The sequence below is a fragment of the Oryzihumus sp. genome (assembly GCF_036391795.1).
Taxonomy (GTDB): domain Bacteria; phylum Actinomycetota; class Actinomycetes; order Actinomycetales; family Dermatophilaceae; genus Oryzihumus.
Genome location: NZ_DASVZH010000067.1, coordinates 1 through 25920 on the forward strand (window position 1 = coordinate 1; position 25920 = coordinate 25920).

Annotated in this window: 25 protein-coding genes; 17 read left to right on the plus strand and 8 right to left on the minus strand. The window is 72.0% G+C overall.

The window, feature by feature from the left end; translation table 11 throughout:
- From VF825_RS03780 to VF825_RS03800, 5 genes are all read right to left on the minus strand, one after another.
- A partial coding sequence (locus tag VF825_RS03780) for a 2Fe-2S iron-sulfur cluster-binding protein (protein ID WP_331110304.1) occupies nt 1-416 on the minus strand: 416 nt, incomplete at its 3' end.
- The gene (sdhA, locus tag VF825_RS03785; RefSeq protein WP_331110306.1) at nt 416-2191 is read right to left on the minus strand and encodes a succinate dehydrogenase flavoprotein subunit; all 1776 of its coding nucleotides are present in this window, start codon (nt 2189-2191) and stop codon (nt 416-418) included. The genes sdhA and VF825_RS03780, both read right to left, overlap by 1 nt.
- 9 nt (nt 2192-2200) lie before the next feature.
- Nucleotides 2201-2641 (minus strand): succinate dehydrogenase hydrophobic membrane anchor subunit, encoded by a 441-nt coding sequence (locus VF825_RS03790; protein WP_141789765.1) that lies wholly within the window; start codon nt 2639-2641, stop codon nt 2201-2203.
- Between the two features lie 50 nt (nt 2642-2691).
- Nucleotides 2692-3066 (minus strand): succinate dehydrogenase, cytochrome b556 subunit, encoded by a 375-nt coding sequence (sdhC, locus tag VF825_RS03795; RefSeq protein WP_141787286.1) that lies wholly within the window; start codon nt 3064-3066, stop codon nt 2692-2694.
- 150 nt (nt 3067-3216) lie between these two features.
- Nucleotides 3217-4392 carry a glycosyltransferase family 1 protein gene (locus VF825_RS03800; RefSeq protein WP_331110310.1) on the minus strand — a complete coding sequence of 392 codons (1176 nt, stop codon included), beginning with the start codon at nt 4390-4392 and terminating at the stop codon, nt 3217-3219.
- 110 nt (nt 4393-4502) lie between these two features.
- Here VF825_RS03800 and VF825_RS03805 point away from each other — a divergent pair, with 110 nt between their 5' ends.
- The 4 genes from VF825_RS03805 (at nt 4503) to VF825_RS03820 (ending at nt 8845) form a co-directional block, all read left to right on the plus strand.
- Nucleotides 4503-5606, plus strand: a complete 1104-nt coding sequence (locus VF825_RS03805) for a mannose-1-phosphate guanylyltransferase (protein WP_331110312.1) — start codon at nt 4503-4505, stop codon at nt 5604-5606.
- 76 nt (nt 5607-5682) lie between these two features.
- Entirely contained in the window at nt 5683-6432 is a 750-nt protein-coding gene (locus VF825_RS03810; protein WP_331110314.1) for a glycosyltransferase, read from the plus strand.
- Nucleotides 6429-7487 carry an acyl-CoA dehydrogenase family protein gene (locus VF825_RS03815; protein ID WP_331110315.1) on the plus strand — a complete coding sequence of 353 codons (1059 nt, stop codon included), beginning with the start codon at nt 6429-6431 and terminating at the stop codon, nt 7485-7487. Before VF825_RS03810 ends, VF825_RS03815 begins: the two co-directional genes overlap by 4 nt.
- Nucleotides 7484-8845, plus strand: coding sequence for a bifunctional PIG-L family deacetylase/class I SAM-dependent methyltransferase (locus tag VF825_RS03820; protein WP_331110317.1), 1362 nt, complete (start codon nt 7484-7486; stop codon nt 8843-8845). Before VF825_RS03815 ends, VF825_RS03820 begins: the two co-directional genes overlap by 4 nt.
- A 51-nt stretch (nt 8846-8896) precedes the next feature.
- Here the strand turns inward: VF825_RS03820 and VF825_RS03825 are convergent, their stop codons facing one another.
- Complete coding sequence (locus VF825_RS03825) at nt 8897-9490, minus strand: nitroreductase family deazaflavin-dependent oxidoreductase (RefSeq protein ID WP_331110319.1); 594 nt, start codon at nt 9488-9490, stop codon at nt 8897-8899.
- Between the two features lie 107 nt (nt 9491-9597).
- Here VF825_RS03825 and VF825_RS03830 point away from each other — a divergent pair, with 107 nt between their 5' ends.
- The 9 genes from VF825_RS03830 to VF825_RS03870 all read left to right on the plus strand — a co-directional run bounded on the left by VF825_RS03830 (nt 9598) and on the right by VF825_RS03870 (nt 19902).
- On the plus strand, nt 9598-10677 hold the full coding sequence (locus VF825_RS03830; RefSeq protein WP_331110321.1) for a quinone-dependent dihydroorotate dehydrogenase: 1080 nt from the start codon (nt 9598-9600) through the stop codon (nt 10675-10677).
- A gap of 62 nt (nt 10678-10739) precedes the next feature.
- On the plus strand, nt 10740-12332 hold the full coding sequence (locus VF825_RS03835; RefSeq protein WP_331110323.1) for an acyl-CoA mutase large subunit family protein: 1593 nt from the start codon (nt 10740-10742) through the stop codon (nt 12330-12332).
- Nucleotides 12332-12793 carry a GNAT family N-acetyltransferase gene (locus VF825_RS03840; protein WP_331110325.1) on the plus strand — a complete coding sequence of 154 codons (462 nt, stop codon included), beginning with the start codon at nt 12332-12334 and terminating at the stop codon, nt 12791-12793. The genes VF825_RS03835 and VF825_RS03840 overlap by 1 nt, the downstream gene beginning before the upstream one ends.
- Nucleotides 12794-12805: 12 nt before the next feature.
- Nucleotides 12806-13993, plus strand: coding sequence for an amidohydrolase (locus VF825_RS03845; RefSeq protein ID WP_331110327.1), 1188 nt, complete (start codon nt 12806-12808; stop codon nt 13991-13993).
- A 148-nt stretch (nt 13994-14141) separates the two neighbouring features.
- Nucleotides 14142-15230: a BMP family ABC transporter substrate-binding protein gene (locus tag VF825_RS03850; protein WP_331110329.1), complete on the plus strand. Its 1089-nt coding sequence runs from the start codon at nt 14142-14144 to the stop codon at nt 15228-15230.
- 83 nt (nt 15231-15313) lie between these two features.
- Nucleotides 15314-16861 (plus strand): ABC transporter ATP-binding protein, encoded by a 1548-nt coding sequence (locus tag VF825_RS03855; RefSeq protein ID WP_331110348.1) that lies wholly within the window; start codon nt 15314-15316, stop codon nt 16859-16861.
- Nucleotides 16858-18168: an ABC transporter permease gene (locus tag VF825_RS03860; RefSeq protein WP_331110331.1), complete on the plus strand. Its 1311-nt coding sequence runs from the start codon at nt 16858-16860 to the stop codon at nt 18166-18168. The genes VF825_RS03855 and VF825_RS03860 overlap by 4 nt, the downstream gene beginning before the upstream one ends.
- Complete coding sequence (locus tag VF825_RS03865; RefSeq protein ID WP_414695759.1) at nt 18156-19493, plus strand: ABC transporter permease; 1338 nt, start codon at nt 18156-18158, stop codon at nt 19491-19493. The genes VF825_RS03860 and VF825_RS03865 overlap by 13 nt, the downstream gene beginning before the upstream one ends.
- A gap of 4 nt (nt 19494-19497) precedes the next feature.
- A complete protein-coding gene (locus VF825_RS03870; protein ID WP_331110335.1) occupies nt 19498-19902 on the plus strand; it encodes a cytidine deaminase in 405 nt (134 codons plus the stop codon).
- 76 nt (nt 19903-19978) lie between these two features.
- On the opposite strand, the gene VF825_RS03875 is transcribed toward VF825_RS03870, so the two are convergent.
- On the minus strand, nt 19979-21520 hold the full coding sequence (locus VF825_RS03875; protein WP_331110337.1) for an SDR family oxidoreductase: 1542 nt from the start codon (nt 21518-21520) through the stop codon (nt 19979-19981).
- Between the two features lie 112 nt (nt 21521-21632).
- Here VF825_RS03875 and VF825_RS03880 point away from each other — a divergent pair, with 112 nt between their 5' ends.
- The 4 genes from VF825_RS03880 (at nt 21633) to VF825_RS03895 (ending at nt 25028) form a co-directional block, all read left to right on the plus strand.
- Complete coding sequence (locus VF825_RS03880; RefSeq protein WP_331110339.1) at nt 21633-22922, plus strand: thymidine phosphorylase; 1290 nt, start codon at nt 21633-21635, stop codon at nt 22920-22922.
- A 151-nt stretch (nt 22923-23073) separates the two neighbouring features.
- Nucleotides 23074-23424 carry a hypothetical protein gene (locus tag VF825_RS03885; RefSeq protein ID WP_331110341.1) on the plus strand — a complete coding sequence of 117 codons (351 nt, stop codon included), beginning with the start codon at nt 23074-23076 and terminating at the stop codon, nt 23422-23424.
- Nucleotides 23425-23529: 105 nt separating this feature from the next.
- Entirely contained in the window at nt 23530-23883 is a 354-nt protein-coding gene (locus tag VF825_RS03890) for a cupin domain-containing protein (RefSeq protein WP_331110343.1), read from the plus strand.
- A 2-nt stretch (nt 23884-23885) separates the two neighbouring features.
- Complete coding sequence (locus VF825_RS03895; protein ID WP_414695760.1) at nt 23886-25028, plus strand: adenosine deaminase; 1143 nt, start codon at nt 23886-23888, stop codon at nt 25026-25028.
- Nucleotides 25029-25231: 203 nt separating this feature from the next.
- Here VF825_RS03895 and VF825_RS03900 read toward each other — a convergent pair whose 3' ends face one another.
- Nucleotides 25232-25756, minus strand: a complete 525-nt coding sequence (locus VF825_RS03900; RefSeq protein WP_331110345.1) for a hypothetical protein — start codon at nt 25754-25756, stop codon at nt 25232-25234.
- Nucleotides 25757-25920: the final 164 nt, after the last annotated feature.

Consider the following 25920-nt stretch of genomic DNA (forward strand, 5'->3'; position numbering starts at 1 on the left):
AGGAACGGCATGACCTCGCGGTAGGCGTCGAAGAACGGCTCCATGTCGACGATGAGGTCCTTCTCCACGGGAAGGCCCTTGATCGGCTCGACGGTGATCGGCTTGTCCGGGTTGACGTCCTTGATGAGCGTCTTGCAGGCGAGCCGGTTCTTGCCGTTGATCCGCATCGCGTCCGAGCCGCACACGCCGTGGGCGCAGGAGCGGCGGAAGCTCAGCGAGCCGTCCTGCTCCCACTTGATCTGGTGCAGCGCGTCGAGGACGCGGTCCGTGGCGTGCGCGAGGACCTGGTACTCCTCGTAGTGCGCCTCGGAGTCGACCTCGGGGTTGAACCGCTGGATGCGCAGGGTGACGGTGAACGAAGGGACCTCGCCGGCGGGGGCGGCCCCGCCCGCGGGCTTCTCGGCGACAGCAGTCATCAGTACTTACGCTCCATCGGCTGGTAGCGGGTCACGGTCACCGGCTTGTAGTCGATCCGGACCTCGTTGGCGAAGGTGGGCTCACCCTCGGCGCCGGGGTTGATCGGCGCACGGTAGGCCATCGTGTGACGCATGAAGTTCACGTCGTCACGGGTCTCGTAGTCCTCACGGAAGTGACCGCCGCGGGACTCCTTGCGGGCCAGGGCGCCGAGCGTGATGACCTCGGCGAGCTCGATGAGGAAGCCGAGCTCGACGGCCTCGAGCAGGTCGGTGTTGTAGCGCTTGCCCTTGTCCTGGACGACGACGTTGGCGTAGCGCTCCTTGAGCTCGTCGATGACTCCGAGGGCCTCCTTCATCGAGGCCTCGGTGCGGAACACCTGGACGTTGCGGTCCATGGTCTCCTGCAGCGACTTGCGCAGGTCGGCCACGCGCTCGCCGGTGCCGCGCGCACGGATGGCCTCGATCATCGAGGTGGTGTGCAGCTCCGGCGCCGCGGGCAGCTCGACCCACGGGGCGGTCGAGGCGAACTCGGCGGCGGCGATGCCGGCGCGGCGGCCGAACACGTTGATGTCGAGCAGCGAGTTGGTGCCCAGACGGTTGGCGCCGTGGACGCTGACGCAGGCGACCTCGCCGGCGGCGTACAGACCGGGAACGACGTCGGTGTTGTTGCGCAGCACCTCGGCCTCGACGTTGGTCGGCACGCCACCCATCGCGTAGTGCGCGGTCGGGTAGACCGGCACCGGCTCGGTGTAGGGCTCGACGCCGAGGTAGGTCCGGGCGAACTCGGTGATGTCGGGCAGCTTGGCGTCGATGACGGCCGGCTCGAGGTGGGTCAGGTCGAGCAGGACGTAGTCCTTGTTCGGCCCGCAGCCGCGGCCCTCGCGCACCTCGTTGGCCATCGCGCGGGCGACCATGTCACGCGGCGCGAGGTCCTTGATGGTGGGGGCGTAGCGCTCCATGAAGCGCTCGCCCTCACTGTTGCGCAGGATGCCGCCCTCGCCGCGCGCGGCCTCGGACAGCAGGATGCCGAGGCCGGCCAGACCGGTCGGGTGGAACTGGAAGAACTCCATGTCCTCCAGGGGCAGGCCCCGGCGGAACGCCACGCCCATGCCGTCACCGGTCAGGGTGTGGGCGTTGGAGGTGGTCTTGAAGACCTTGCCGGTGCCACCGGTGGCGAAGATGACGGCCTTGGCCTGGAAGACGTGGATCTCGCCGGAGGCCAGCTCGTAGGCGACGACGCCGGCGGGGCGCTGCTCGCCGTCCACCTCGGTCATGATCAGGTCCAGGACGTAGAACTCGTTGTAGAACTCCACGCCCAGCTTGACGCAGTTCTGGTAGAGCGTCTGCAGGATCATGTGACCCGTGCGGTCGGCGGCGTAGCAGGAGCGGCGGACCGCGGCCTCACCGTGGTTGCGGGTGTGGCCACCGAAGCGGCGCTGGTCGATGCGGCCCTCGGGGGTGCGGTTGAACGGCAGGCCCATCTTCTCGAGGTCGATGACCGCGTCGATGGCCTCCCTGCACATGATCTCCGCGGCGTCCTGGTCGACGAGGTAGTCGCCGCCCTTGACCGTGTCGAAGGTGTGCCACTCCCAGTTGTCCTCCTCGACGTTGGCGAGGGCGGCGCACATGCCGCCCTGGGCAGCGCCGGTGTGGGAGCGGGTGGGGTAGAGCTTGGTCAGCACCGCCGTGCGCACGCGCGAGGAGGACTCGAGCGCGGCGCGCATGCCGGCGCCACCGGCCCCGACGATGACGACGTCGTACTTGTGGGTCTGCATCAGTTGTCCTTACTTGGCGCAGAAGCTGGGCAGGTCACCGGCCGCCGCACCGGTCGGGCACGGGTCGAAGGTGAAGATGACGAGCGTGCCGAGCACGAGGACGACCACGGCGCTGAAGATGAGCAGGCTCTTCAGGACGAGGCGGGTCGAGTCCTTCTCGGTGTAGTCGTTGATGACGGTGCGCACGCCGTTGACGCCGTGGATCTCGGCCAGCCACAGCATGAGCAGGTCCCAGACCTGCCAGAACGGGCTGGACCACTTGCCGCCGACGAAGGCGAAGTCGATCGCCTTGATGCCCTGGCCCATGACCAGGTTGACGAACAGGTGGCCGAGGACCAGGACCAGCAGCAGCACTCCGGAGCCGCGCATGAAGATCCACGACCACAGCTCGAAGTTGCCGCGGCCGCGCAGGCGGCGCTTGTACGGCGAGCGCTTGGTCAGCTCGGTCAGCTTGGGACCGCGGTCGGTGGGGGTTGCAGTGCTCACGATGCCCAGCCCTTTCAGCCGAAGACGTGGGACAGGTGCCGGATCGCGAACGGCACGAAGAGGACGACCCAGATGGCGATGACGGCCCAGAACATCTGCCGCTGCACCTTCGGGCCCCGGGACCAGAAGTCCACGAGGATCACGCGGATCCCGTTGAAGGCGTGGAAGAGCACCGCGGCCACGAGGCCGAGCTCACCGAGCCCGACGATCGGGTTCTTGTAGGTGCCGATGACCGAGTTGTAGGCCTCCGGGGAGACCCGGACCAGCGCGGTGTCGAGCACGTGGGCGAAGAGGAAGAAGAAGATCAGCACGCCGCTGATGCGGTGCGCGACCCACGACCACATGCCTTCACGGCCGCGATACAACGTCCCGGATGCTGCCTGGGGCACGATGCGTCCCTTTCACGCGAGGAAGCTGGGACGACCGCCGTCGTCGTGCGCGCGTGGGCAGGGGACGGCTCCGTCCGGATCGCCCCAATGCTAGTGAGCGCCTGCGACCCCGGAGTTCCCGGGTGCTGCCGTTGTGAGGAACCAGACACCTCAGGCGGCCCGCGCGCCCTCCCCGGCGGCGACCGCGGCGTAGTGGTCCAGCAGCTGGGCGACCAGGGCGGGCCAGGAGCGGGAGGTCACCTGCCGGTATGCCGCGCGACCCAGGGCCGCGCGCCGCGCCGCGCCGTGCACGGGGTCGGTCAGCGTCCGGACCTGCCGCTCCAGGGCGCCGGGGTCGTCGGGGTCGAACAGCAGCCCGGTCCGGCCGTGCGCGACCAGGTCCAGCGGGCCGCCCCGGGCCGGGGCCACGACCGGGAGCCCGCTGGCGGCGGCCTCCTGCAGCGTCTGCCCGAAGGTCTCGCGGGTGCCGGTGTGCACGAACACGTCGAAGGCGGCGTAGGCCCGCGCGAGCTCCTCGCCCTCGCGCCGGCCGAGGAACACCGGCGGCAGGGTCGGGCGGCCCGGGCCGGCGGCGACCGCCTCGGCCAGCAGTGCCCCCAGGGCCTGGCGGGAGGGGCCGTCTCCGACGAGGACGAGGCGGGTGCCCGGCGCGGTGGCCAGTGTCGCGAGCCGCTCCAGCTCCTTCTCCGGGGCCAGGCGGCCGACGTAGCCGAGCAGCAGCTCGCCGCCCGGGGCCAGGGTCCGGCGCAGCGCCCGGCACCGGGCGTCCTCGCGCCAGCCGGGGTGGAACAGGCCGGCGTCCACGCCGCGTCCCCACAGCGCCGTGCGCGGCACCCCGTGGTCGCGCAGGTCCTGCAGTGCGGCGGAGGAGGGTGCCAGGGTCAGCCCGGCCTGCCCGTGGATCCGCCGGATCCAGCGCCACGCGGCCCGGGAGGCGGCGCGGCCGGCCGGGCCGCGTCCGTGCTGGCGCAGGTAGGAGGCCATGTCGGTCTGGTAGACCGCGACCGTCGGCACGCCCAGCCGGGTGGCGGCAGCCAGGCCGCGGGCCCCGACGACGAACGGGCTGGCCACGTGCACCACGTCCGGCCCGAACGCGGCCAGGACCTCCTCGACCTCCCCGGTCGGCAGCCCGACCGGGAACTGGCGCACCGGCACGCTGGCCACGGTGTGCACGGGGAAGCCGGCGAAGCTCGGCGGGGCCGGGTGGGGCGCGATCACGACGGCCTCGTGGCCGGCGTCGCGCAGGCACTCCAGCACCCGGCAGACGCTGGTGGTGACCCCGTTGAGGGTCGGCAGGAACGACTCGGTCACGATCGCGATCCGCACGCCACCACGGTCGCGAGCCCCGGTGATCTGCGGGTGACGTCGCCGGGAGGGTCGGGTGACGAGGTGGTGACCGCCGAACGCCTGCACAGCGGTCGGCTAGGTTCTGCGCCATGACTTCCGAGCCGGGGCCGACCATCGAGGGCCTGTATGCCGTGATCCCCGCCGGGGGTGCCGGGACCCGTCTGTGGCCGCTGTCGCGGGCCTCCTCGCCGAAGTTCCTGCACGACCTGACCGGCTCGGGTCGCTCGCTGCTGCAGGCCACGTGGGACCGGCTGGCCCCGCTGTGCGGCACCAACATCGTCGTGGTCACCGGCGTCTCCCACCGCGACGCCGTGGCCGCCCAGCTGCCCGACCTGGCCTACGACTCGCTGCTGGCCGAGCCCTCGCCGCGCGACTCCGCCGCCGCGATCGGCCTGGCGGCGGCGCTGCTCGAGCGGCGTGACCCCGACGCAGTGGTCGCCTCGTTCGCCGCCGACCACGTGATCACCGGCGAGGACCGGTTCGCCGCCTGTGTCGCCGAGGCGGTGGCCGTGGCCCGGACCGGCAAGGTGGTCACCATCGGCATCGAGCCGACGCACCCGGCCACCGGGTTCGGCTACATCCAGGCCGCGGAGCCGCTGGCCGTCGAGGGGGCACCGCGGGCGCTGTCGGTGCGCTCGTTCGTGGAGAAGCCGGACGAGGCGACGGCCACGGCATACCTGGCCACCGGTGAGTACCGCTGGAACGCGGGCATGTTCGTCGTCCGGGCCTCGGTGCTGCTGGACCTGCTGGCGGACTACCAGCCCGGCCTGGCCGAGGGGTTGCGGGCCATCGCCGCCGACCCGACCCGGCTGGCCGACGTCTGGCCGACGCTGACCAGGATCGCGATCGACCATGCCCTCGCCGAGCCGGCGGCCCGCGACGGCAAGGTCGCGGTGATCCCCGGCGACTTCGGCTGGGACGACGTGGGCGACTTCGCCTCCCTCGCCGGGCTGCTGCCCGATGCCGGCGAGGACCTCAAGGTCCTGGGGACGGCTGTGGACGACGTGCTGCTGCAGGACGCGTCGGGCCTGGTCGTGTCCGGGACCGGGCGCACGGTGGCGGTCCTGGGCCTGGACGACGTGGTCGTGGTCGACACTCCGGACGCGCTCCTCGTCACCACCCGCTCCCGCGCGCAGGATGTCAAGGCCCTGGTGGACCGGCTCAAGGAGTCCGGCCGCACCGACCTGACCTGAGCGCCCGAGGGGTTACCGTCGAGCCGGTCTGGGTAGTTGCTCCTGGGTCGGTGTCGGACCGAGCCCGGGAGGTGTGATGCGGCCACGCGTGCAGCGCGTCCTCGTGGTTGTCCCTGCCCGCGACGAGGAGCAGGTGCTCGGGTCCTGCCTGGACGGGCTCGACCGCGCCCGGCGTCACGTGAGCGTGCCGGTCGACGTCTGGGTGGTCCTGGACGGCTGCACCGACCGGAGCGCCGACGTGGTCGCCGGCCGAGCCGAGGTCCGCTCGGTGGCCGTGGACTGCCGGTCCGTCGGCCAGGCCAGGGACCTCGGGGTCCGTCACGCGCTGCGCCGGGTCCGGGCACTCGACCTCACGACCACCTGGCTGGCCCACACCGACGCCGACTCGGTGGTCCCCGAGCGCTGGATGGCCCACCAGCTCGACCTCGCCGACCGTGGTGCTGACCTGGTCCTCGGGACCGTCACGCCCCACGGTGGGGCTGCCGCGCCGGCGACCCTTGCCGCGTGGCATGACGCCTACGCGGGTCGCCTCCACGCCGACGGTGGCCACGGGCACGTCCACGGAGCCAACCTGGGCATCCGGGCCGCCACCTACCTGGCGGCCGGCGGGTTCCCTCACCACTCCGCGCATGAGGACCGGGCGCTGGCCCGACGGGTCGCCACCCTGCCGGGCACGGTGAGCCTGGCGACGATCGGCACGCCGGTCCTCACCAGCGACCGGCTGCTGGGCCGGGCACCCAGCGGGGTGAGTCACGACCTGTGGCGCCTCGAGACAGGGGCGCCGGCCACCGGGGCTGAGGCGTTGCCAACAGAGGAGCAGGGATGAACGGCTCGACCGGGACGGCGGATACCGAGGCTGCGGAGGTGCAGCTGGGTGGCGAGCCGGTGGAGGCCCTGGCCTGCCAGGCCGCGGGGCGAGCGCGCGGCAAGAGTGTCGGCGACCACCTGCTCCTCGCCGCCGAGCTGGGGCAGTGCGTGCCCCTGCCCGCGAGCGGTCGGACCCGGCAGAGATGGGAGCTGCTCGCGAGCGTGGCGGCGGTGGACCTGACGGCGGCCCGCGTCCTGGAAGCGCACGTGGACGCCCTGGCGATCCTCGCCGAGGCCGGGCTGTCGTCCGTGGCCGGGCCGGGCACGACCTGGGGGGTGTTCGCCGCAGAAGGCCCGGGGGTCCGCCTGGACGCCGTGGACCAGCCCGGCACCGGCTGGGTGGTCAGCGGCACCAAGCCGTGGTGCTCCCTGGCCGGGCGCCTCACACATGCGCTCGTGACCGCGCACGTGAGCGGTGGCCGGCGCCTGTTCGCCGTGCCGCTGCAGCACCCTGGCGTCACGGTCGAGCCCGACACCTGGCACGCGCGGGGACTCGTCGACGTCCCCAGCGGGCCGGTGCACTTCGAGGAGGTGCCTGCCCAGCCCGTGGGCGGGACCGACTGGTACCTCATCCGTCCCGGCTTCGCTCACGGTGGCATCGGCGTGGCGGCCTGCTGGTACGGCGGAGCCGTCGGCCTGGCCCGGGCACTCGCCCGCAGCCTGGCCGCCCGTCCGCCGGACCAGCTCGCGTTCTGGCACCTCGGCCACATCGACCTCGCGCTCGGGGCGGCCCGGCAGGCGCTGGCCGCCGCTGCGGTCGAGGTCGATGCCGGCCACGCCGAGGGCGGTCCCGGCGAGGTGCTGGCGCTGCGCACCCGTTCTGCCGTCGCCGCAGCAGCAGAGACCACCATCACGACGGTCGGCCACGCCCTGGGGCCGGCGCCGCTGACCCTCGACGCCGAGCACGCGACCCGGGTCGCCGACCTCACCGTCTACCTGCGTCAGCACCACGCCGAGCGCGACGTGGCCCGGCTGGGAGAGATGCTGCACGGCCGGGCGCGGTTGCCGTGGTGACGTTCTCCCACGACGACCCCGGCACCGACGAGCGAGCCTGGCGCGCCTGGGGCCGGCTCGACCTCGTGCCGCTGCTCGACTGGGAGGGGGTCGGCCACGTCGTCGTGGTCGCAGCGCACCCGGACGACGAGTCGCTCGGGTGCGGCGGGCTCATCGCCGAGGCAGCGCGCCGGGGACTGCCCGTGGACGTGGTCGTCGCGACCCTGGGGGAGGCGTCCCACCCCGGTTCCCCCACCGTGACGCCGGAGCGGTTGGCGGACCGGCGCGCCGAGGAGGTGGTGATGGCGGTCAGGCGGCTGGCTCCGCAGGCCCGCGTGCACCTGCTCCGGTTGCCCGACGGGCAGCTCTCCGACCACGTCGCCGCGGTGCGTGCGGCGGTGACGGCACACGCCACGGCCGGCTGCTGGGTCCTGGCCCCGTGGGCGGGGGACGGCCACCCCGACCACAGCGCTGCCGCGGCCGGAGCGTCGGCTGCCGCGCGAGAGGCAGGCGCCACCTCGTTGGAGTACCCCGTGTGGGCCTGGCACTGGGCGACTCCCGCCGACCCGCGCGTGCCATGGGGGCAGCTGGTGCGGCAGCCACTGGACGCCGAGGTGCGGGAACACAAGCGCTCGGCGCTGGCCGCCCACCGTTCGCAGACCGAGCCGCTGTCGGACCAACCCGGTGACGAGGTGCTGCTCGCGCCGGGCTTCGTCGCCCACTTCGACCGCCCGCACGAGCTGTTCTTCGCGTCGGCCCCGCCCGGGCCGACCCTGGAGCCGGCGTACTTCGACGACTTCTACCGCGACAACGGTCCCGACCCGTGGGGCTACACCGACCGCTGGTACGAGGAGCGCAAGCGCGCAGTCACTCTGGCGTCCCTGCCACGCCGAAGGTTCAGCCGGGCCGTCGAGGTGGGCTGCTCGGTCGGGGTCCTGACCGCCGAGCTGGCCTCCCGCTGCGACGCGCTCCTCGCGGTGGACCTGGCCGAGGCTGCCGTGGAGGAGGCTCGGCGCCGCACGGCCGGGATGCCCGGCGTCGACGTGAGGCGGATGCACGCCGCGACGGAGTGGCCGGAGGGGACGTTCGACCTCATCGTCCTCTCCGAGGTGGCCTACTACCTCGACGTCGACGGCGTCGAGCAGCTGCTCGAGTGGTGCCTGTCGTCGCTCGGCCCGGACGGGGTCCTGCTGCTGTGCCACTGGCGGCACCCCGTGGCTGACTACCCGCTACGCGGCGACGAGGTGCACCGGTTGGCCCTGACCCGCGTGGACCTCGCCCCGTTGGTCAGCCACGAGGAGGAGGACTTCCTCCTCGACGTGCTGGCGCGCCCGCCGGCTCAGAGCGTCGCCCGCGCCAGCGGTCTACTTCCCGGCTGACGCGGCAGAGCGCGGCGTACCTCGACAGAGCGGACCGGACACCGACGCCGGCTAGTGCCGCCGTCGCCTGGCGAGCAACGCCGCCAGGGCGACCGGGAGAAGCCAGAGCCAGGCCAGGTCTGCCGTGAGCTCCGGCGGACCCTCCACCGATGTCGGCTCCAGGCGCCGGATGTGCAGCCGCTGCGTGTTCCTGGCGATGTCCTCGAGGGTGTCGGCGATGCCCTCGCCCTCGAGGTAGCGACGCAGCCACGGCGGGTTGAAGCGGCGCAGCTCGGCGACGACCTCCACGGCCTCGTCCTCGTCGTCGACGGCGACCGCGCGCACCGCCTGGGTGCCCCGGCGTGACTGAGTCGTCGCGACCGGGTTCGCCAGCAGGTTGCGGTACCACTGGGAGCGCCCGCCATACGGGCACCACAGGTAGGTCCGGCCGGCGACGACGTGTGCCGTGACCGGCGTGCGCCGCGGCAGGCCACTGGAGCGGCCAGTCACCGTCAGCAGCATGAGGGGACCGGCCAACCGGCCCAGCCCCAGTCGCCACAGGAGGATCGGCATCCGCAGGTCCGCCCGCTGCCACGGCGTCTCCGGATACCGCGCGGGGGACCACTCGCCGATGCGCTCGGCCAGAGCCTGTCGGATGCTGCCCACCACGTCAGCCTGCCGCCCGTCAGACGGCCTCCACCTGAGGCGGAGGTCCCGCGAGCGCACGCGAAGCCGTGTCCGGTGGGGACATCGCGCTCGCTAGGGTCACGGCCATGGACTCGGCGCGCGCGGCAGTGATGGACCTCGGCTACCGGCACCTGCTGCGGCCGGGGCTGTTCCGCCTCGGCGGCGGGGACGCCGAGACCGCCCACCACGCCACCCTCGATGCGGTCGAGCGGCTCGGCGGGCACCCGGCGGCGCTGCGCGCGCTGCGGCTGCTGACCGGGGGAGAGCGCCGCCCGCGCACGGTCGCCGGGATCACCTTCCCCGGCGTCGTCGGCCTGGCCGCCGGGGTCGACAAGAACGGGGTCGGGGTCAAGGCGTGGGGGTCGATGGGCTTCGGTCACGCCGAGCTCGGCACCGTCACCGCACACGCCCAGCCGGGCAACGACCGGCCGCGCCTGTTCCGGCTCAAGGCCTCCCGCGCCATCGTCAACCGGATGGGCTTCAACAACGAGGGGGCGGCGGCGCTCGCGGCGCGGCTGCGCGCGGCCGGTCCGGCCGGCATACCGATCGGGGTGTCGCTGGGCAAGACCAAGGTGACCCCGCTGGAGGAGGCGACCGAGGACTACCTGACGTCGCTGCGGGCGCTGGACGGGCTGGCCGACTACGTCGCGGTCAACGTCTCCAGCCCCAACACCCCCGGGCTGCGCTCGCTGCAGGATGCCGGGCCGCTGCGCGAGCTGCTCACCGCGATCACGGCCGAGGCGGCTGCGCTCGCCGCCGCCCGAGGCCAGGACCCGACCCCCGTCTTCGTCAAGGTCGCCCCCGACCTGACCGACAGCGCCATCGACGAGGCGCTGCAGGTGTGCACCGAGACCGGTGTCCGCGCGGTCATCGCCACCAACACCACGCTCAGCCGGGACGGGGTGGCGCTGCGCGACATCCACCTCGCCCGGGAGGCCGGCGGGCTGTCCGGGGCGCCGCTGACGGCCCGCGCCCGTGAGGTCGTCGGCTACATCACCCGGCACACCGACCTGCCGGTCATCGGCGTCGGCGGCATCATGACGGCCGCCGACGGCGCCGCGATGCTCGACGCCGGGGCGAGCCTGCTGCAGGTCTACTCCGGCTACATCTACGCCGGCCCGGCGCTGGTCGCCGCGCTCAACGAGATGGACGCCCGGCGCGGCTGAGGCCGCGTGAGATCGGCCACCGGAAGTTCGGCCGGAGGCCGGTGAACACTAGGCTCACGCCCATGGCAGAGACCCCGTCCGCGCGCACCGAGTCCGACCTCCCGATCGCCCCGGTCTACGACCAGGCCGACCTCGAGGGTTTCGACCCGGAGAGCAAGCTCGGCGCGCCGGGGCAGTTCCCGTTCACCCGCGGCGTCTACCCGACGATGTACACCGGCAAGCCGTGGACGATGCGCCAGTACGCCGGCTTCGGCACCGCCAAGGAGTCCAACGAGCGCTACCACCAGCTGGTCAGCGCCGGCACCGGCGGCCTGTCGGTGGCCTTCGACCTGCCGACGCAGATGGGCTACGACTCCGACGAGGCCATCGCCCACGGTGAGGTCGGCAAGGTCGGCGTGGCGATCGACTCTATCGACGACATGCGCACGCTGTTCCACGACCTGCCCCTGGACAAGGTCAGCACGTCGATGACGATCAACGCGCCCGCCTCGACGCTGCTGCTGATGTACCAGCTGGTCGCGGCCGAGCAGGGGATCGCCGGCAACCAGCTGACCGGCACGATCCAGAACGACGTGCTCAAGGAGTACATCGCCCGCGGCACCTACATCTACCCGCCGAAGGAGTCGCTGCGCCTGATCAGCGACATCTTCGCCTACTGCCACCGGGAGATCCCGCGCTGGAACACGATCTCCATCTCCGGCTACCACATGGCCGAGGCGGGGGCGACGCCCGCGCAGGAGATCGCCTTCACCCTGGCCAACGCCAAGGAGTACGTCCGCACCGCGATCGCCGCCGGCCTCGACGTCGACGACTTCGCCCCGCGCCTGTCCTTCTTCTTCGTCGCCCGCACCACCCTGCTGGAGGAGGTCGCCAAGTTCCGCGCGGCCCGCCGCATCTGGGCGCGGATCATGAAGGAGGAGTTCGGGGCGAAGAACCCCAAGTCGATGATGCTGCGCTTCCACACCCAGACCGCGGGCGTGCAGCTGACCGCGCAGCAGCCCGAGGTCAACCTCGTCCGGGTCGCCCTGCAGGGCCTCGGCGCCGTGCTCGGCGGCACGCAGAGCCTGCACACCAACTCGTATGACGAGGCCATCGCCCTGCCCACCCAGAAGGCGGCGCGGCTCGCCCTGCGCACGCAGCAGGTCATCGCGTTCGAGACCGACGTGACCAAGACGGTCGACCCGTTCGCCGGCAGCTACGTCGTGGAGTCGATGACCGACGACCTCGAGGGTGCCTCGCTGGAGCTGATCCAGGCGGTCGAGGACCAGGGCGGCGCGGTCGCCGCGATCGAGCAGGGCTTCCAGAAGTCCGAGATCGAGCGCTCGGCCTACCGCGTGGCGCTGGAGATCGACAACAAGGAGCGCACCGTCGTCGGGGTCAACAAGTACACCCTCGACGAGGAGGAGCCCTACGAGCCCCTCCGGGTCGACCCCCAGATCGAGGTCGACCAGTGCGAGCGGCTGGCCACCCTGCGGAAGGAGCGCGACAACGACGCCGTCGAACGCGCGCTCGACGACCTGCGCACCGCGGCCCGGGGCTCGGACAACGTGCTGTTCCCGATGCGCGAGGCGCTCAAGCTGCGCGCCACCGGAGGCGAGGTCAGCCACGCGCTGCGTGACGTGTGGGGCCTGTACGTCCCGCGCGAGACCTTCTGATGGGGGAGGCCACGATCCGGCGGGCGACCGCCGCCGACCTGCCCGCCATCGTCGGCCTGCTCGCCGACGACGTCCTCGGGGCGCAGCGGGAGCAGCCCGGCGACCCTGCCTACGCGCAGGCGTTCGAGGCGATCGTGGCCGACCCCCGCCAGTGGCTCATGGTGGCAGACCGGGACGGTGAGGTCGTCGGGACCCTGCAGCTGACCGTCATCCCCGGGCTGTCGCACCGTGGCATGACCCGCGCCCTGGTCGAGGCGGTGCGCGTCGCCGCGAGCCAGCGGGACCGCGGCCTGGGCAGCCAGATGCTCGAGTGGGCGGTCGGCACGGCCCGCGAGCTCGGCTGCGGCATGGTGCAGCTGACCTCCAACGCGTCCCGCGCCGACGCGCACCGGTTCTACGAGCGGCTCGGCTTCGAGGCCAGCCACACGGGGTTCAAGCTCGCGCTGCACCCGCCCCGCTAGGCTGGCGAGCCCGTGAGCCAGTCACCCGTCCACGACCAGGTCACCGCCGCTGTCAAGCGCCTCGGCGGTGACCTCGTCGCGCTGCGCCGGGACCTGCACGCCCACCCCGAGCTGTCCGGCAAGGAGACCCGCACGACCTCGGTCGTGGCCGAGGTGATGTCCCGGGCCGGGCTGCGGGTGCGGCCCCTGGCCGGCACCGGCCTGGTGGCCGACATCGGCCCGGTCGACGCGGCATACCGGGTGGCGCTGCGCGCCGACCTCGACGCCCTGCCGCTGATGGAGGTGACCGGGCTGCCCTGGGCCTCGCGCACCGAGGGGGTCTGCCACGCCTGCGGCCACGACGTGCACGTGGCCGCCGTCGTCGGTGCCGGCCTGGTCCTCAAGGGGCTGGAGCGCCAGCTCGAGTCGCGCGGCCTGGGTGTGCGCCTGCTGTTCCAGCCGGCCGAGGAGGTCATGCCCGGCGGGGCCCACGACGTGGTCGCCCAGGGCGGGCTCGACGCGGTCAACCGCATTCTCGGCGTGCACTGCGACCCGACCATCGACCTGGGCCAGATCGGGCTGCTGGAGGGCCCGATCACCGCGGCGGCCGACTCGGTCACGGTGACCCTGTCCGGCCGGGGCGGGCACACCTCCCGCCCGCACCTGACCCAGGACCTCACCTACGCCCTGGGCAAGGTGCTCACCGACGTGCCCGCGGTGCTGTCGCGGCGGGTCGATCCCCGCGCCGGCGTCGCCCTGGTCTGGGGTGCGGTGCACGCCGGGGTCGCCCAGAACGTCATCCCCTCCACCGGCACGGTCAGCGGCACCCTGCGCATGCTCGACGCCGCCGTCTGGGAGGAGGTCGGCCCGCTCATCGAGGAGACAGTCCGCAACGTCGTCTCCCCGTATGGCGTGTCCGCCCACCTCGAGCACGTGCGCGGCGTGCCGCCGCTGGTCAACGACGGGCCCTCGGTCGCCGCCCTGGAGTCGGCCGCGCTGGCGCTCATCGGCCCGGACGCGGTCACCGGTACCCGGCAGTCGCTCGGCGGCGAGGACTTCGCGTGGTACCTGCAGACCGTGCCCGGGGCGATGGCCCGGCTCGGCACCCGCACCCCCGGCGGCCCCACCTACGACCTGCACCAGGGCGATCTGGTCGTCGACGAGGGCGCCATCGCGGTGGGCGCGGCGCTGCTCGCCGGAGCAGCCCTGGCGGGACGATGAACCCCGGTCGCGGATCGGTAACGGTTGACAGCCAAGTCTCAGTAAGTGGTCGAACCCGGCCAGGGCCGGCGCTAGAGTCTGCGCCGATAGTGGGCTGTTCGGCGCGGTCTGAGGCCGCCAACAAAAGGAGACACTTTTGCGTTCGGTGATGAAGGTCGTGACCCTCGTTGCGGTCGTGGGTCTGGCCGCAGGCTGCGGCGCCAAGCCGACGGCGAGCTCAACGGCATCCGGCGGAAGCTCCGGCTCCGCGTCCGGCGGGTCGGCGTCGGGCAAGGCGCTGAACGCGTGCATGGTGCTCGACACCGGCGGCGTCGACGACCGCTCCTTCAACCAGTCCTCCTGGGCGGGTCTGCAGGCGGCCAACAAGCAGAACCCCAACATCAAGATCTCCTACGTGTCGTCGAACAGCCAGAACGACTACACCCCCAACCTCCAGGCCGAGGTCAACAAGGGCTGCGACACGATCATCGCCGTCGGTGGTCTCATGAGCGACGCGGTCAAGTCCGTCGCCGCCCAGCACCCCAAGAGCCACTTCGCCGAGATCGACGCCCCCCCGTCCGGCGCGAACGTCTACGGCCTGCAGTACAACACCGCGCAGGGCGCCTTCCTCGGCGGCTACCTCGCGGCTGCCACGACCAAGAGCGGCAAGGTCGCGACCTTCGGTGGCCTCAACATCCCGCCGGTGACCATCTACATGGATGGCTTCTGGGAGGGTGTGCAGTACTACAACAAGACCAAGGGCAAGAACGTCGCGGTCCTCGGCTGGGACGAGAAGAACCAGAAGGGCGGCACCTTCGCGCAGTCCTTCACCGACCAGAACAAGGGTCGCTCGATCTCCCAGGCCTTCGTCCAGCAGGGTGCTGACGTGATCTTCCCGGTTGCCGGCGGCACCGGCCTCGGCGCCGGCGCTGCGGCCCAGGCGTCCAACGGCAAGGTCAGCGTCCTGTGGGTCGACACCGACGGCTGCGTGAGCGCCGCGCAGTACTGCCCCTACTTCGTCTCGAGCGTGACGAAGAACCTCACCGACTCGGTGACGCAGTACGCTCTGCAGGCTGCCTCGGGCACCTTCCCGTCAGGCAGCTACATCGGCACACTGAAGAACAACGGCACGGGCCTGTCCCCGTTCCACCAGTTCGACAGCAAGATCCCGGCCAACGTCAAGAGCGAGCTCGACCAGGTCAAGGCTGACATCACCTCGGGCAAGATCCAGATCACGTCGCCCAGCCAGCCGAAGTGACGCTGACGAACTGAACACCGGGAGAGGGGGAGCGCCGGAGACCCGGCCTCCCCCTCTCCGCTTCTCACGCTCTGGAGGACACCCTGAAGCTCGAACTCCGCGGAATCACCAAACGATTCGGGTCACTTGTCGCCAACGACTCGATCGACCTGGTGGTCGAGCCCGGCGAGATCCATGCCCTGCTGGGCGAGAACGGCGCCGGCAAGAGCACCCTGATGAACGTCCTCTACGGGCTCTACCACCCGGACGAGGGTGAGATCCTCGTCGACGACAAGCCGGTGACCTTCAAGGGTCCCGGCGACGCCATGGCCGCCGGCATCGGCATGGTGCACCAGCACTTCATGCTCATCCCCGTGTTCACGGTGGCCGAGAACGTCGAGCTCGGCCACGAGCAGACCCGTGGGCTGGGCTTCCTGGACCGGCGCCGCGCCCGGCGTCAGGTCGAGGAGGTCTCGACGAGGTACGGCCTGCAGGTGCCCCCCGACGCGCTGGTCGCGGACCTGCCCGTCGGCGTGCAGCAGCGCGTCGAGATCGTCAAGGCGCTCATCCGTGACGCCAAGGTGCTGATCCTCGACGAGCCCACAGCCGTGCTCACCCCGCAGGAGACCGACGAGCTCATCGCGGTCATGAAGGGGCTGCGCGACGCCGGCACCTCCATCGTGTTCATCAGCCACAAGCTGCGCGAGGTCCGAGAGGTCGCCGACCGGATCACCGTGATCCGGCGGGGCAAGGTCGTCGGCACCGCGGAGCCGACCGCTTCCTCGGCCGAGCTCGCCTCCCTCATGGTCGGTCGCCCGGTCAAGCTGACGATCGACAAGGAGGAGGCCGAGCCCGGCACCGACGTGATCGACGTCGACACCGTCCGGGTGCTCGACGAGCAGGGCCAGGTGGTCGTCGACGATGTCAGCCTCACCGTGCGGGCCGGCGAGATCTATGCCCTCGCCGGAGTCCAGGGCAACGGCCAGACCGAGCTGACCGAGGCCATCGTCGGTCTGCGTGAGCCGACCTCGGGACGCATCAGCCTCTCAGGGGAGGACGTCACCGCCTCGAGCATCGACGACCTGCTCGGCAAGGGCGTGGGCTACGTGCCCGAGGACCGCCTGCACAACGGCCTGGTCGGCAGCTTCACCATCGCCGAGAACCTCGTGCTGGACCTGTACCACCGCGAGCCGTTCGCCAAGGGGCTGTCCCTGGACCTGAAGGCGATCGACGCCAACGCGGACCATCGGGTCGACGAGTTCGACGTGCGCACGCCATCCATCCGGTCGGCCGCGTCCACGCTCTCCGGCGGCAACCAGCAGAAGGTGGTGCTGGCCCGCGAGCTGTCCAGGCCGCTGAAGATGCTCGTGGTCGCGCAGCCGACCCGCGGCCTGGATGTCGGCTCGATGGAGTTCGTGCACCGGCGCATCGTGGAGGAGCGGGACAACGGCGCCGCCGTGATCCTCGTGTCGACCGAGCTGGACGAGGTGCTCGGCCTGGCCGACCGGATCGGCGTCATGTATCGCGGCCGGATCATCGGCGAGCTGCCGGGTGGCGCCTCTGCCGACGAGATCGGCCTCCTCATGGCCGGCTCCACCGTGGAGCGGGCCGAGGCCACCCTGACCACACAGACGTCGAAGGAGCCGTCGTGACCGAGGACAAGACGACGGCCGCGCCGCCGGAGGAGGCCCAGCCAGCCGCGGAGCAGGCGGTCGCCCCGACGGGGACCGAAGCGACGCGGCCCGCCGGCGAGGGCCGTGGGCTGGGGGGCAGGGCCTGGGACGCGATCCGCTACGGCAACCCCGTGGTCGTGACCGTGCTCGCGCTCATCGCGGCCATGATCGTGGGCGCCGTGCTCATCGCCATCGCGGACCCGGCCACCCAGGCGGCCTCGAAGTACTTCTTCGCCGCTCCCGCCGACACCCTCAATGCGGGCTGGTCGGCCATCATCAGCGCCTACACAGCGCTCTTCCAGGGCGCGGTGTTCAACCCGCACACGGCCTCGGACGGCACACTGAGCGGCCTCTTCGGACCGCTGTCCGAGACGCTGGTCAGCGCCACGCCGCTGATCCTCGGCGGTCTGTCGGTCGGTCTGGCGTTCCGGGCCGGACTGTTCAACATCGGTGGCCAGGGCCAGATCATCATGGGTGCCGTGGCCGCCGGCTACGTCGGCTTCGCCTGGAGCATGCCCCCGGTCCTCCACGTGCTGGTCGCGATCATCGCGGGAATCATCGGCGGTGCCATCTGGGGTGGGCTCGCCGGCTTCCTGAAGGCGCGGACGGGTGCCCACGAGGTCATCACGACCATCATGCTCAACTACATCGCGTACAACTTCCTGGCCTACCTGCTGTCGCTGCGCGGCTTCCAGCGGCCGCCGTACGGCCAGGCGATCTCCAACGTCGTCAAGGACACGGCGCGGCTGCCGCACCTGCTCGGCTCGGGCCTGCGGGTGCACGCCGGCCTCCTGATCGCGCTCCTGGCAGCGGCCGGGGTGTGGTGGCTGCTGACCCGCAGCACGCTGGGCTTCCAGCTGCGCGCAGTCGGTGCCAACCAGTTCGCCGCCCGCACCGCCGGGATGAGCGTCGAGCGGAGCTACACCACCGTGATGCTCATCGCGGGTGGCCTCGCCGGCCTGGCCGGTGTCAGCCAGATCCTGGGCACCAACTCGGCGATCACCCAGGACATCGACGCCGGGTTCGGCTTCGACGCGATCACCGTGGCCCTGCTGGGCAGGGCCACGCCGCTGGGCACGGTCCTGGCCGGCCTCCTGTTCGGAGCGCTGCGCGCCGGTGGGGTCCAGATGCAGTCCAGCACCGGCACCCCCGTTGACCTGGTGTTGGTGGTTCAGGCTCTCATCGTCCTGTTCATCGCGGCGCCGTCGCTAGTCCGGTCGGTCTTCCGGCTCAAGGCGGCGCCGACCAGCGTGACGCAGACGATGGCGAAGGGATGGAACGGGTGAGTACCTCCACACTGTCACCGACCCCCTCGGACGCCGAGTCCGAGGTCATCGTCCTCAAGAAGGTCGAACCCCCGGTCAGCGTCCGGCGCCGCATGGTGACCGGCAGCGCCCTCATCTTCGTGGGTCTGGTCTGCGCGCTGGTGCTGGGCGCTGGCGCCAAGGCTGGCTACGACGCCTCATTCCAGCTGTCGCCCAGCGGCGCAGCGGTGAAGGTGCCGAACGTGACCCTGCCGGCCCGCCTGACGGGGATCATCCTCGGGATCGTCGTCGTCCTGCTCGGCATGTGGCAGGTGGTCAAGGGCTTCCCGCGGCGTGCCATGAAGTGGGTGCTGGCCGCGACCGCCCTGTGCTTCATCATCACGTTCCTGTGCTGGGCCGCCACCGGGCAGAAGGGCACCAGCATCGACCTGCTCGGCCTGCTCCAGCAGTCGATCTTCCTGGCCATCCCGCTCATCCTCGGAGCCTTGGCCGGCGTCCTGTGTGAGCGCTCCGGCGTCATCAACGTGGCGATCGAGGGACAGATGCTCGCGGGTGCATGGGCGGGTGCCCTGGTCGCCAGCATCGCCCACAACAAGGGATTCGGGATCCTCGCGGCGGTCATCGCCGGTGGCTTGATGGGCCTGATGCTTGCGGTGTTCGCGATCCGCTACCTGGTCAACCAGGTCGTGCTCGGCGTCGTGCTCAACGTGTTCGCCCTGGGACTCACCGGGTTCCTCTACGACGCGGTCATGCAGCCCAACGCCAACACGCTGAACAACCCCGGGTTCTTCGGGCCGATCAAGATCCCCGTGCTGGGGGACATCCCGATCATCGGGCCGCTGCTGTTCGATGCCAACATCATCGTCTACATGACGTACGTGCTCATCGTCATCGTCGACGTGGCGCTGTTCCGCACCCGCTGGGGCCTACGCGCCCGGGCAGTCGGTGAGCACCCCAAGGCCGCGGACACGGTCGGCATCAACGTGCTGCGCACCCGCTACCGCAACGTCGTCATGGGTGGTGCCGTGGCCGGACTGGCTGGGGCGTTCCTGACCATCGGCGCGGTGGGGGCGTTCTCCAAGAACATCTCCTCGGGCAAGGGCTTCATCGCCCTGGCTGCGGTCATCTTCGGTCGGTGGAGCCCCCGTGGCGCCATCGCCGCCGCACTGCTATTCGGTTTCGCTGACGCCCTGCAGACAGTCCTGTCGTTCATCCAGACGCCGGTGACGATCCCCTCGAACTTCCTGGCGATGCTGCCCTACCTCGCGACCCTCTTCGCCGTGGCCGGGCTCGTGGGCCGGGTCCGGGCACCCGCTGCGGACGGCGAGCCCTACGTCAAGGGCTGACCGGGTGACGAACACGGAAGCAGCACCCGACTGGGAGGCACTGCGGCAGCAGGCCGTCGGCGCCATGCGCCTGGCCTACGCGCCGTACTCGCGCTTCCCCGTCGGCGTGGCCGGCCTCGTCGACGACGGCCGCGTCGTCGTGGGGTGCAACGTCGAGAACGCCGCCTACGGCGTGGGGCTGTGCGCCGAGTGCGGCATGGTCTCCCAGCTGCACCTCACCGGCGGCGGTCGCCTCGTGGCCGTGGCCTGCGTCAACGGTGCGGGGGAGGCGTTGATGCCTTGTGGCCGCTGCCGGCAGCTGCTGTGGGAGAACGGCGGGCCCGAGTGCCTGCTGATGACCCCTGCCGGCGTCCAGACCATGCGCGAGGTGCTGCCTCAGGCGTTCGGGGCGGAGTCCCTGGACCGCTGAACCAGCACAACCCGTAACACGGACCGGGGCGGCCCCACTGGGGTCGCCCCGGTTCCGTTGTGTCACAAGAGGTTCGTCAGGCGCCGACCTGACGGGACGCGCGCCACCTCGCCAGCTTGCCCTCCTGCTCGGCGACCTCGGCCGCTGCGGCGATGTTGCGCTGCATCCCGCCGAAGACGATGCCGTGGAAGGGAAAGACCGACCACCAGTACAGGTGCCCCGGCAACCCGTGCGGGTGGAACAGCGCCCGCTGGCGGAACACCGTGCGCCCCCGCTCGTCGGTGTCGGCGATCAGCTCCAGCCAGGCCAGCCCGGGCAGGCGCATCTCGGCGCGCAGCCGCAGCAGGTGCAGGTCCTCGATCTCCTCCACCCGCCACCAGTCCAGCGCGTCACCGACCGACAGGTCGTAGGGGTCGCGCCGGCCGCGGCGCAGGCCGGGCCCGCCGAAGAGCCGGTCCATCAGCCCGCGGGCCGCCCAGCCGAGCTTCCACGAGTACCACCCGTTGGCCCCGCCGATGCCCTCGATCACGGACCACAGCGACTCGCGCGAGGCCTCGACCAGCGACTCCCGCTCGTCGACGTAGAGCGAGCCGCCGGCCCAGTCGGGGTCGCTCGGCAGCGGATCGCTCGGCGCCCCCACGGTGGAGGCTGACGTCCACGTCGTCGCCACGTCCAGGTCGCGCACCTTGGCCAGCGCCAGCTCGACCGCCTCGTCGAAGCCGAGCAGCCCCTCCGGCGGGTCGGGGACGTAGTCCTTGATGTCGTCCTCCTTGCAGACCACCTCGTGGATGAGGGAGTCGACCAGCGGCCGGGCGATGCTGTTGGGCACCGGCGTGATCAGCCCGACCCAGTGGCTCGACAGCGACGGGGTCAGCAGCGGCACGGTCTGGATCCGCCGCGGCGACAAGCCGGCCACCCGCGCATACCGCTGCATCATGTCGCGGTAGGTGAGCACGTCCGGGCCGCCGACGTCGAAGCCGCGGTTGACGTCTGCCGGCATCGCGGCCGACCCGACGAGGTAGCGCAGGACGTCGCGCACCGCGATCGGCTGGATCCGGGTGTTGAGCCACTTCGGGGTGACCATCACCGGCAGCCGCTCGGTCAGGTAGCGCAGCATCTCGAAGGAGGCCGAGCCCGACCCGAGGATCACCGCCGCCCGCAGCACCGTCGTCGGGACCCCGCTGGCCAGCAGGATCTCGCCGACCTCGCGCCGGGAGTCCAGGTGGGGGGAGAGCTCCTCGCCCTCGGGGTAGAGGCCGCCGAGGTAGACGATGCGCCCCACCGCGGCCTGCCGCGCCGCCACCGCGAACGTGCGCGCCGTGTGCCGGTCGCGCGACTCGAACCGCCGCCCGGTGCCCAGGGCGTGGATCAGGTAGTAGGCCACGTCGACGCCCTCCAGCGCCTCGCGCACCTGCGCGGGGTCGGAGGCGTCGGCCCGCACCACCTCCACCTGGGCGCGCCACTCGCGGTCGCGCAGCCGTTCGGGGTGGCGGGCCATGGCCCGCACCCGGTATCCGGCGGCGAGCAGCTCGGGCACGAGGCGGCCACCGATGTAGCCGGTCACCCCCGTGACGAGGACGAGCGGGGCGCGGTCGGGCGATCCGTCGGGCGTCGTCATGCCCTCCAGTCTCGCCGATCGCCCCGCCGGGGCCCACCGGGGAGCGGCCCGGGACCTACGCCAGCAGCGAAAGGGTGACGACCCGGCATACCGCCTGAGGGATGATGTGCCGGTGAGTGAAGCCTTCGACGCCGTTGATGTCATCGTCGCCAAGCGCGACAAGCACGAGCTGTCCGACCCCCAGATCGACTGGGTGATCGACGCCTACACCCGCGGCGTGGTCGCCGACGAGCAGATGTCCTCGCTGGCGATGGCCGTCCTGCTCAACGGGATGAACCGCCGCGAGATCAGCCGCTGGACCGACGCGATGATCCGCTCGGGGGAGCGGATGGACTTCTCCACGCTGTCCCGGCCGACGTCGGACAAGCACTCGACCGGCGGCGTCGGCGACAAGATCACCCTGCCGCTGGCGCCGCTGGTCGCCGCGTGCGGCGTCGCCGTGCCGCAGCTGTCCGGCCGCGGGCTGGGCCACACCGGCGGCACCCTCGACAAGCTGGAGTCCATCCCCGGCTGGCGCGCCGACCTCACCAACGCCGAGATGATGCGCCAGCTCGAGGAGGTCGGCGCGGTGATCTGCGCGGCCGGCGCGGCGCTGGCCCCGGCCGACAAGAAGCTCTACGCCCTGCGCGACGTCACCGGTACGGTCGAGGCGATCCCGCTCATCGCGAGCTCGATCATGAGCAAGAAGATCGCCGAGGGCACCGGCGCGCTGGTCCTCGACGTCAAGGTCGGCTCCGGGGCGTTCATGAAGGACGTCGAGCAGGCCCGCGAGCTGGCCCGCACCATGGTCGACCTCGGCACCGACGCCGGCGTGAAGACCGTGGCGCTCCTGACCAACATGCAGGTGCCGCTCGGCCTGACCGCCGGCAACGCCCTGGAGGTCCGCGAGTCCGTCGAGGTGCTCGCCGGTGGCGGCCCCGAGGACGTGGTCGAGCTGACCCTGACCCTGGCCCGCGAGATGCTCGCCGCCGCCGGGCGTGAGGACGTCGACCCGGCCGAGGCGCTCAAGGACGGCCGCGCCATGGACGTGTGGCGCCGCATGATCGCCGCCCAGGGCGGCGACCCCGACGCCGAGCTGCCGGTGGCCAAGGAGACGCACGTCGTCTACGCCCCCGCGGACGGTGTGCTCACCTCCCTGGACGCGCTCCAGGTCGGCGTCGCCGCGTGGCGCCTCGGGGCCGGGCGCGCCCGCAAGGAGGACCAGGTGCAGGCCGGCGCCGGCGTCGAGATGCACGCCAAGCCGGGCGCGAGCGTCCGCGCCGGGGAGCCGCTGCTGACGCTGCACACCGACACCCCGGAGAAGTTCGACCGCGCGATCGAGGCGCTCGAGGGCGCCTACTTCATCGCCCCCGAGGGCTCGCGCCCCGACCTGCTGCCGCTGGTGATCGACCGCATCAGCTGAGCCTTCGCGACGACGGCGGCCACCCGGCATACCTGTCCGGTCGGCCGCCGTCGCCGTCTCCCGGGGCTTTGCCACCACGCCGTGTGCGGGGGCCAGGTCACCTCATCCGTGCCTATGCTCGACATGCGAGCCGAGGGCCGGGGAGGGCGACATGCGCGTGGACGCCGTGGATGAGCGGGACAGCGTCTGGGAGGACTTCCGCCCGGTGTACCGCGTGTACCTCTTCCACGGCACCGGCAGCGACGAGCCGCCGTGGACCACCAGCACAGTCGACATCCGGGACGCGGACATCATCGACGCCGTGGGCTGGGCCCAGTCCCACGTCGGTGACGGTGACCTCTATGCCGTGGCGCTTGTCGGGGCGGACGGTGAGGGCCGCACCGGGTTGACCTGGCTGGTCGGGACCGACGCGAACAGCGAGCCGCTCACCGGCACCGAGGAGGCCCTGCACCGTCGGATGCGCGAGCTGCGCGACCGCCGGATCCGGCTGGAGGAGCGCTGAGCGGCGGGCGGGTCGGTCGGTGGTCCTGGCGGCGTGGCGGGGCGGCGGCTCGGCCTGCAGCGGAGGCCGTCGCAGCGCCGCTGAGCAGGGAGGTACCGTGACCGGGTGCCCCGACTGATCACCACTCCCACGCGTATCCCCGTCCCCGGCGGCAAGGTCATCGACGAGCACGTCGGCCGGGTCACCACCGGCACCGACGCCGTCTCGGTCGCCCACATGATCGCCCCGCCCCACTGGGACGAGCCGTTCCAGACGCCGGCCTTCGACGAGGTGACGCTGGTGCTCAAGGGCAGCGTCATCGTCGAGCACGACGGCGGCCCGACCACGGTCACCGCGGGGCAGTCGATCATCACCCACGCCGGGGAGCGGATCCGCTACTCCACCGGCGACGAGGGCGCCGAGTACGTCGCCGTCTGCACCCCCGCGTTCTCCCCGGACACCGTCGGCCGAGAGGACTGAGCGTGCCGACCGACGCCCAGATCCGGCGCGCCCCCAAGGCCCTGCTGCATGACCACCTCGACGGCGGCCTGCGCCCCCAGACGATCGTCGAGATCGCCGAAACCGTTGGCTACCAAGGGCTTCCGGTTGCCGACGCCGAGGCGCTCGGCCAGTGGTTCCGCGACAGCGCCGACTCCGGCTCGCTCGAGCGCTACCTGGAGACGTTCGACCACACCCTCGCCGTCATGCAGACCGTCGAGGGCCTGCACCGCGTGGCCCGGGAGTGCGTGGAGGACCTGGCCGCCGACGGGGTCGTCTACGCCGAGATCCGCTACGCCCCCGAGCAGCACCTGCAGGCCGGCCTGTCCCTGGAGGACGTGGTCGAGGCCGTCAACGAGGGCTTCCGCCAGGGGGAGAAGCGCTCCGCCGACGCCGGGCACCCGATCCGGGTCACCGCCCTGCTGACCGCGATGCGCCACGCCGCCAAGAGCACCGAGATCGCCGAGCTGGTCGTGCGCTACCGCGACCAGGGCGTGGCCGGGTTCGACATCGCCGGCGCCGAGGCCGGCTTCCCGCCCACCCGGCACCTCGACGCATTCGAGTACCTCCGCCGCGAGAACGCCCACTTCACCATCCACGCCGGTGAGGCGTTCGGCCTGCCGAGCATCTGGGAGGCGATCCAGTGGTGCGGCGCCGACCGGCTCGGCCACGGCGTGCGCATCGTCGACGACCTCAGCGTCGGCGACCTGCCCTACACCGCCGACCCGGCCCGCTTCTCCGCCGCCGACCCGGCCGAGGTCACCCTGGGCCGGCTGTCCTCGTACGTGCGCGACCGGCGCATCCCGCTGGAGATGTGCCCGAGCAGCAACCTGCAGACGGCCGCGGCCGACTCGATCGCCCACCACCCGATCACCCTGCTCAAGCGGCTGAAGTTCCGGGTCACCGTCAACACCGACAACCGGCTCATGAGCGGCACGTCGATGTCGCGCGAGATGGGCCTGCTCGTCGCCGAGGCCGGCTGGACCGTCGAGGACCTGCGCTGGGTGACGATCAACGCGATGAAGTCGGCGTTCATCCCCTTTGACGAGCGGCTCGCCATCATCGAGGACGTCGTCAAGCCCGGGTATGCCGCGCTGCTGGCCGAGGCGGCCGCCGCACCGGCCTGACCGCTCACCACTCGCATCCCCCCGCCGGGGGCCGCACCATCCTGCCGAGCGGGCGCACCACCCTGCCGAGGGGGACGTTCCTCGGGGTTTGAGCCTGGCTCAGACCCCGAGAAACGTCCCCCTCGGCGCGTCGGGTCGGTGGGTTGGTCCCGGATGGTGGCGAGCGCGGTCGGTGCGTGGACACGACGGCCGGCGCTGACCGGTCAGCCGACGTGGGTGTCGGCCGGGTCCGGCGCGTCCGGGGTGTCCGGCGTCTCGGGCTGGGTGGCCTCGGCCTGGTCGTGCTGGATCTCGGTCATGAGCCGGCCGGTCCGGGCGACCACGTAGACCTTGACCTCCGAGCCGTCGCTGCGCACGAGCTTGACCTTCCACTCCGTCCCGGCCGGGCCGAGGTCGGAGTCGACCGAGTCGAGCTGGGCGTGGGTGTTGCGCTCGGCCAGGCTGACCGCCTGCGCCATGGTGACCGGCGCGGGCTGGGACACCGGCGTCGCGGCGGACGTGGTCGAGCCCGTCGTCGTCGTGCCGGTCGAGGTCGGGGTGGGCGTCGGCGCCGAGGGGGTGGTCGTCGTACCGGTCATGTCCATCCCGGTGTTCGCGCTCGCGACCACGGTGCGGGGCGACGCCTGCGGGCCGGCGCTGGCGGTGGCGACGGCGGTCACGCCGGCGGTGAGGGCGGCTGCGCCGACCACGGTGAGGCCGATCAGGACGGGGCGCTGGGTGAGGTTCATGGGAGTTCCTTTGTGTCGGGTGGCGACCCGGGTGGTCGCTTGCCGACAACGCTCGCCGAGAACCCGAGCCGTCAGTAGCCCACCTGGGTGTCCGAAAACCCCACCTCCGCCACGACCCCGTCCGGTCAGGAACCCCGCCCACTCCCGCGAGCTGGACGGTGGTG

Bases quoted from the DNA above. Each gene is read 5' to 3' on its own strand.
- sdhA (WP_331110306.1), bottom strand. From the start codon at position 2,191: ATGCAGACCCACAAGTACGACGTCGTCATCGTCGGGGCCGGTGGCGCC.
- VF825_RS03850 (WP_331110329.1), top strand. From the start codon at position 14,142: ATGAAGGTCGTGACCCTCGTTGCGGTCGTGGGTCTGGCCGCAGGCTGC.
- VF825_RS03840 (WP_331110325.1), top strand. From the start codon at position 12,332: ATGGGGGAGGCCACGATCCGGCGGGCGACCGCCGCCGACCTGCCCGCC.
- VF825_RS03875 (WP_331110337.1), bottom strand. From the start codon at position 21,520: ATGACGACGCCCGACGGATCGCCCGACCGCGCCCCGCTCGTCCTCGTC.
- VF825_RS03835 (WP_331110323.1), top strand. From the start codon at position 10,740: ATGGCAGAGACCCCGTCCGCGCGCACCGAGTCCGACCTCCCGATCGCC.
- VF825_RS03900 (WP_331110345.1), bottom strand. From the start codon at position 25,756: ATGAACCTCACCCAGCGCCCCGTCCTGATCGGCCTCACCGTGGTCGGC.
- VF825_RS03805 (WP_331110312.1), top strand. From the start codon at position 4,503: ATGACTTCCGAGCCGGGGCCGACCATCGAGGGCCTGTATGCCGTGATC.
- VF825_RS03830 (WP_331110321.1), top strand. From the start codon at position 9,598: ATGGACTCGGCGCGCGCGGCAGTGATGGACCTCGGCTACCGGCACCTG.
- VF825_RS03815 (WP_331110315.1), top strand. From the start codon at position 6,429: ATGAACGGCTCGACCGGGACGGCGGATACCGAGGCTGCGGAGGTGCAG.
- VF825_RS03810 (WP_331110314.1), top strand. From the start codon at position 5,683: ATGCGGCCACGCGTGCAGCGCGTCCTCGTGGTTGTCCCTGCCCGCGAC.
- VF825_RS03865 (WP_414695759.1), top strand. From the start codon at position 18,156: ATGGAACGGGTGAGTACCTCCACACTGTCACCGACCCCCTCGGACGCC.
- VF825_RS03885 (WP_331110341.1), top strand. From the start codon at position 23,074: ATGCGCGTGGACGCCGTGGATGAGCGGGACAGCGTCTGGGAGGACTTC.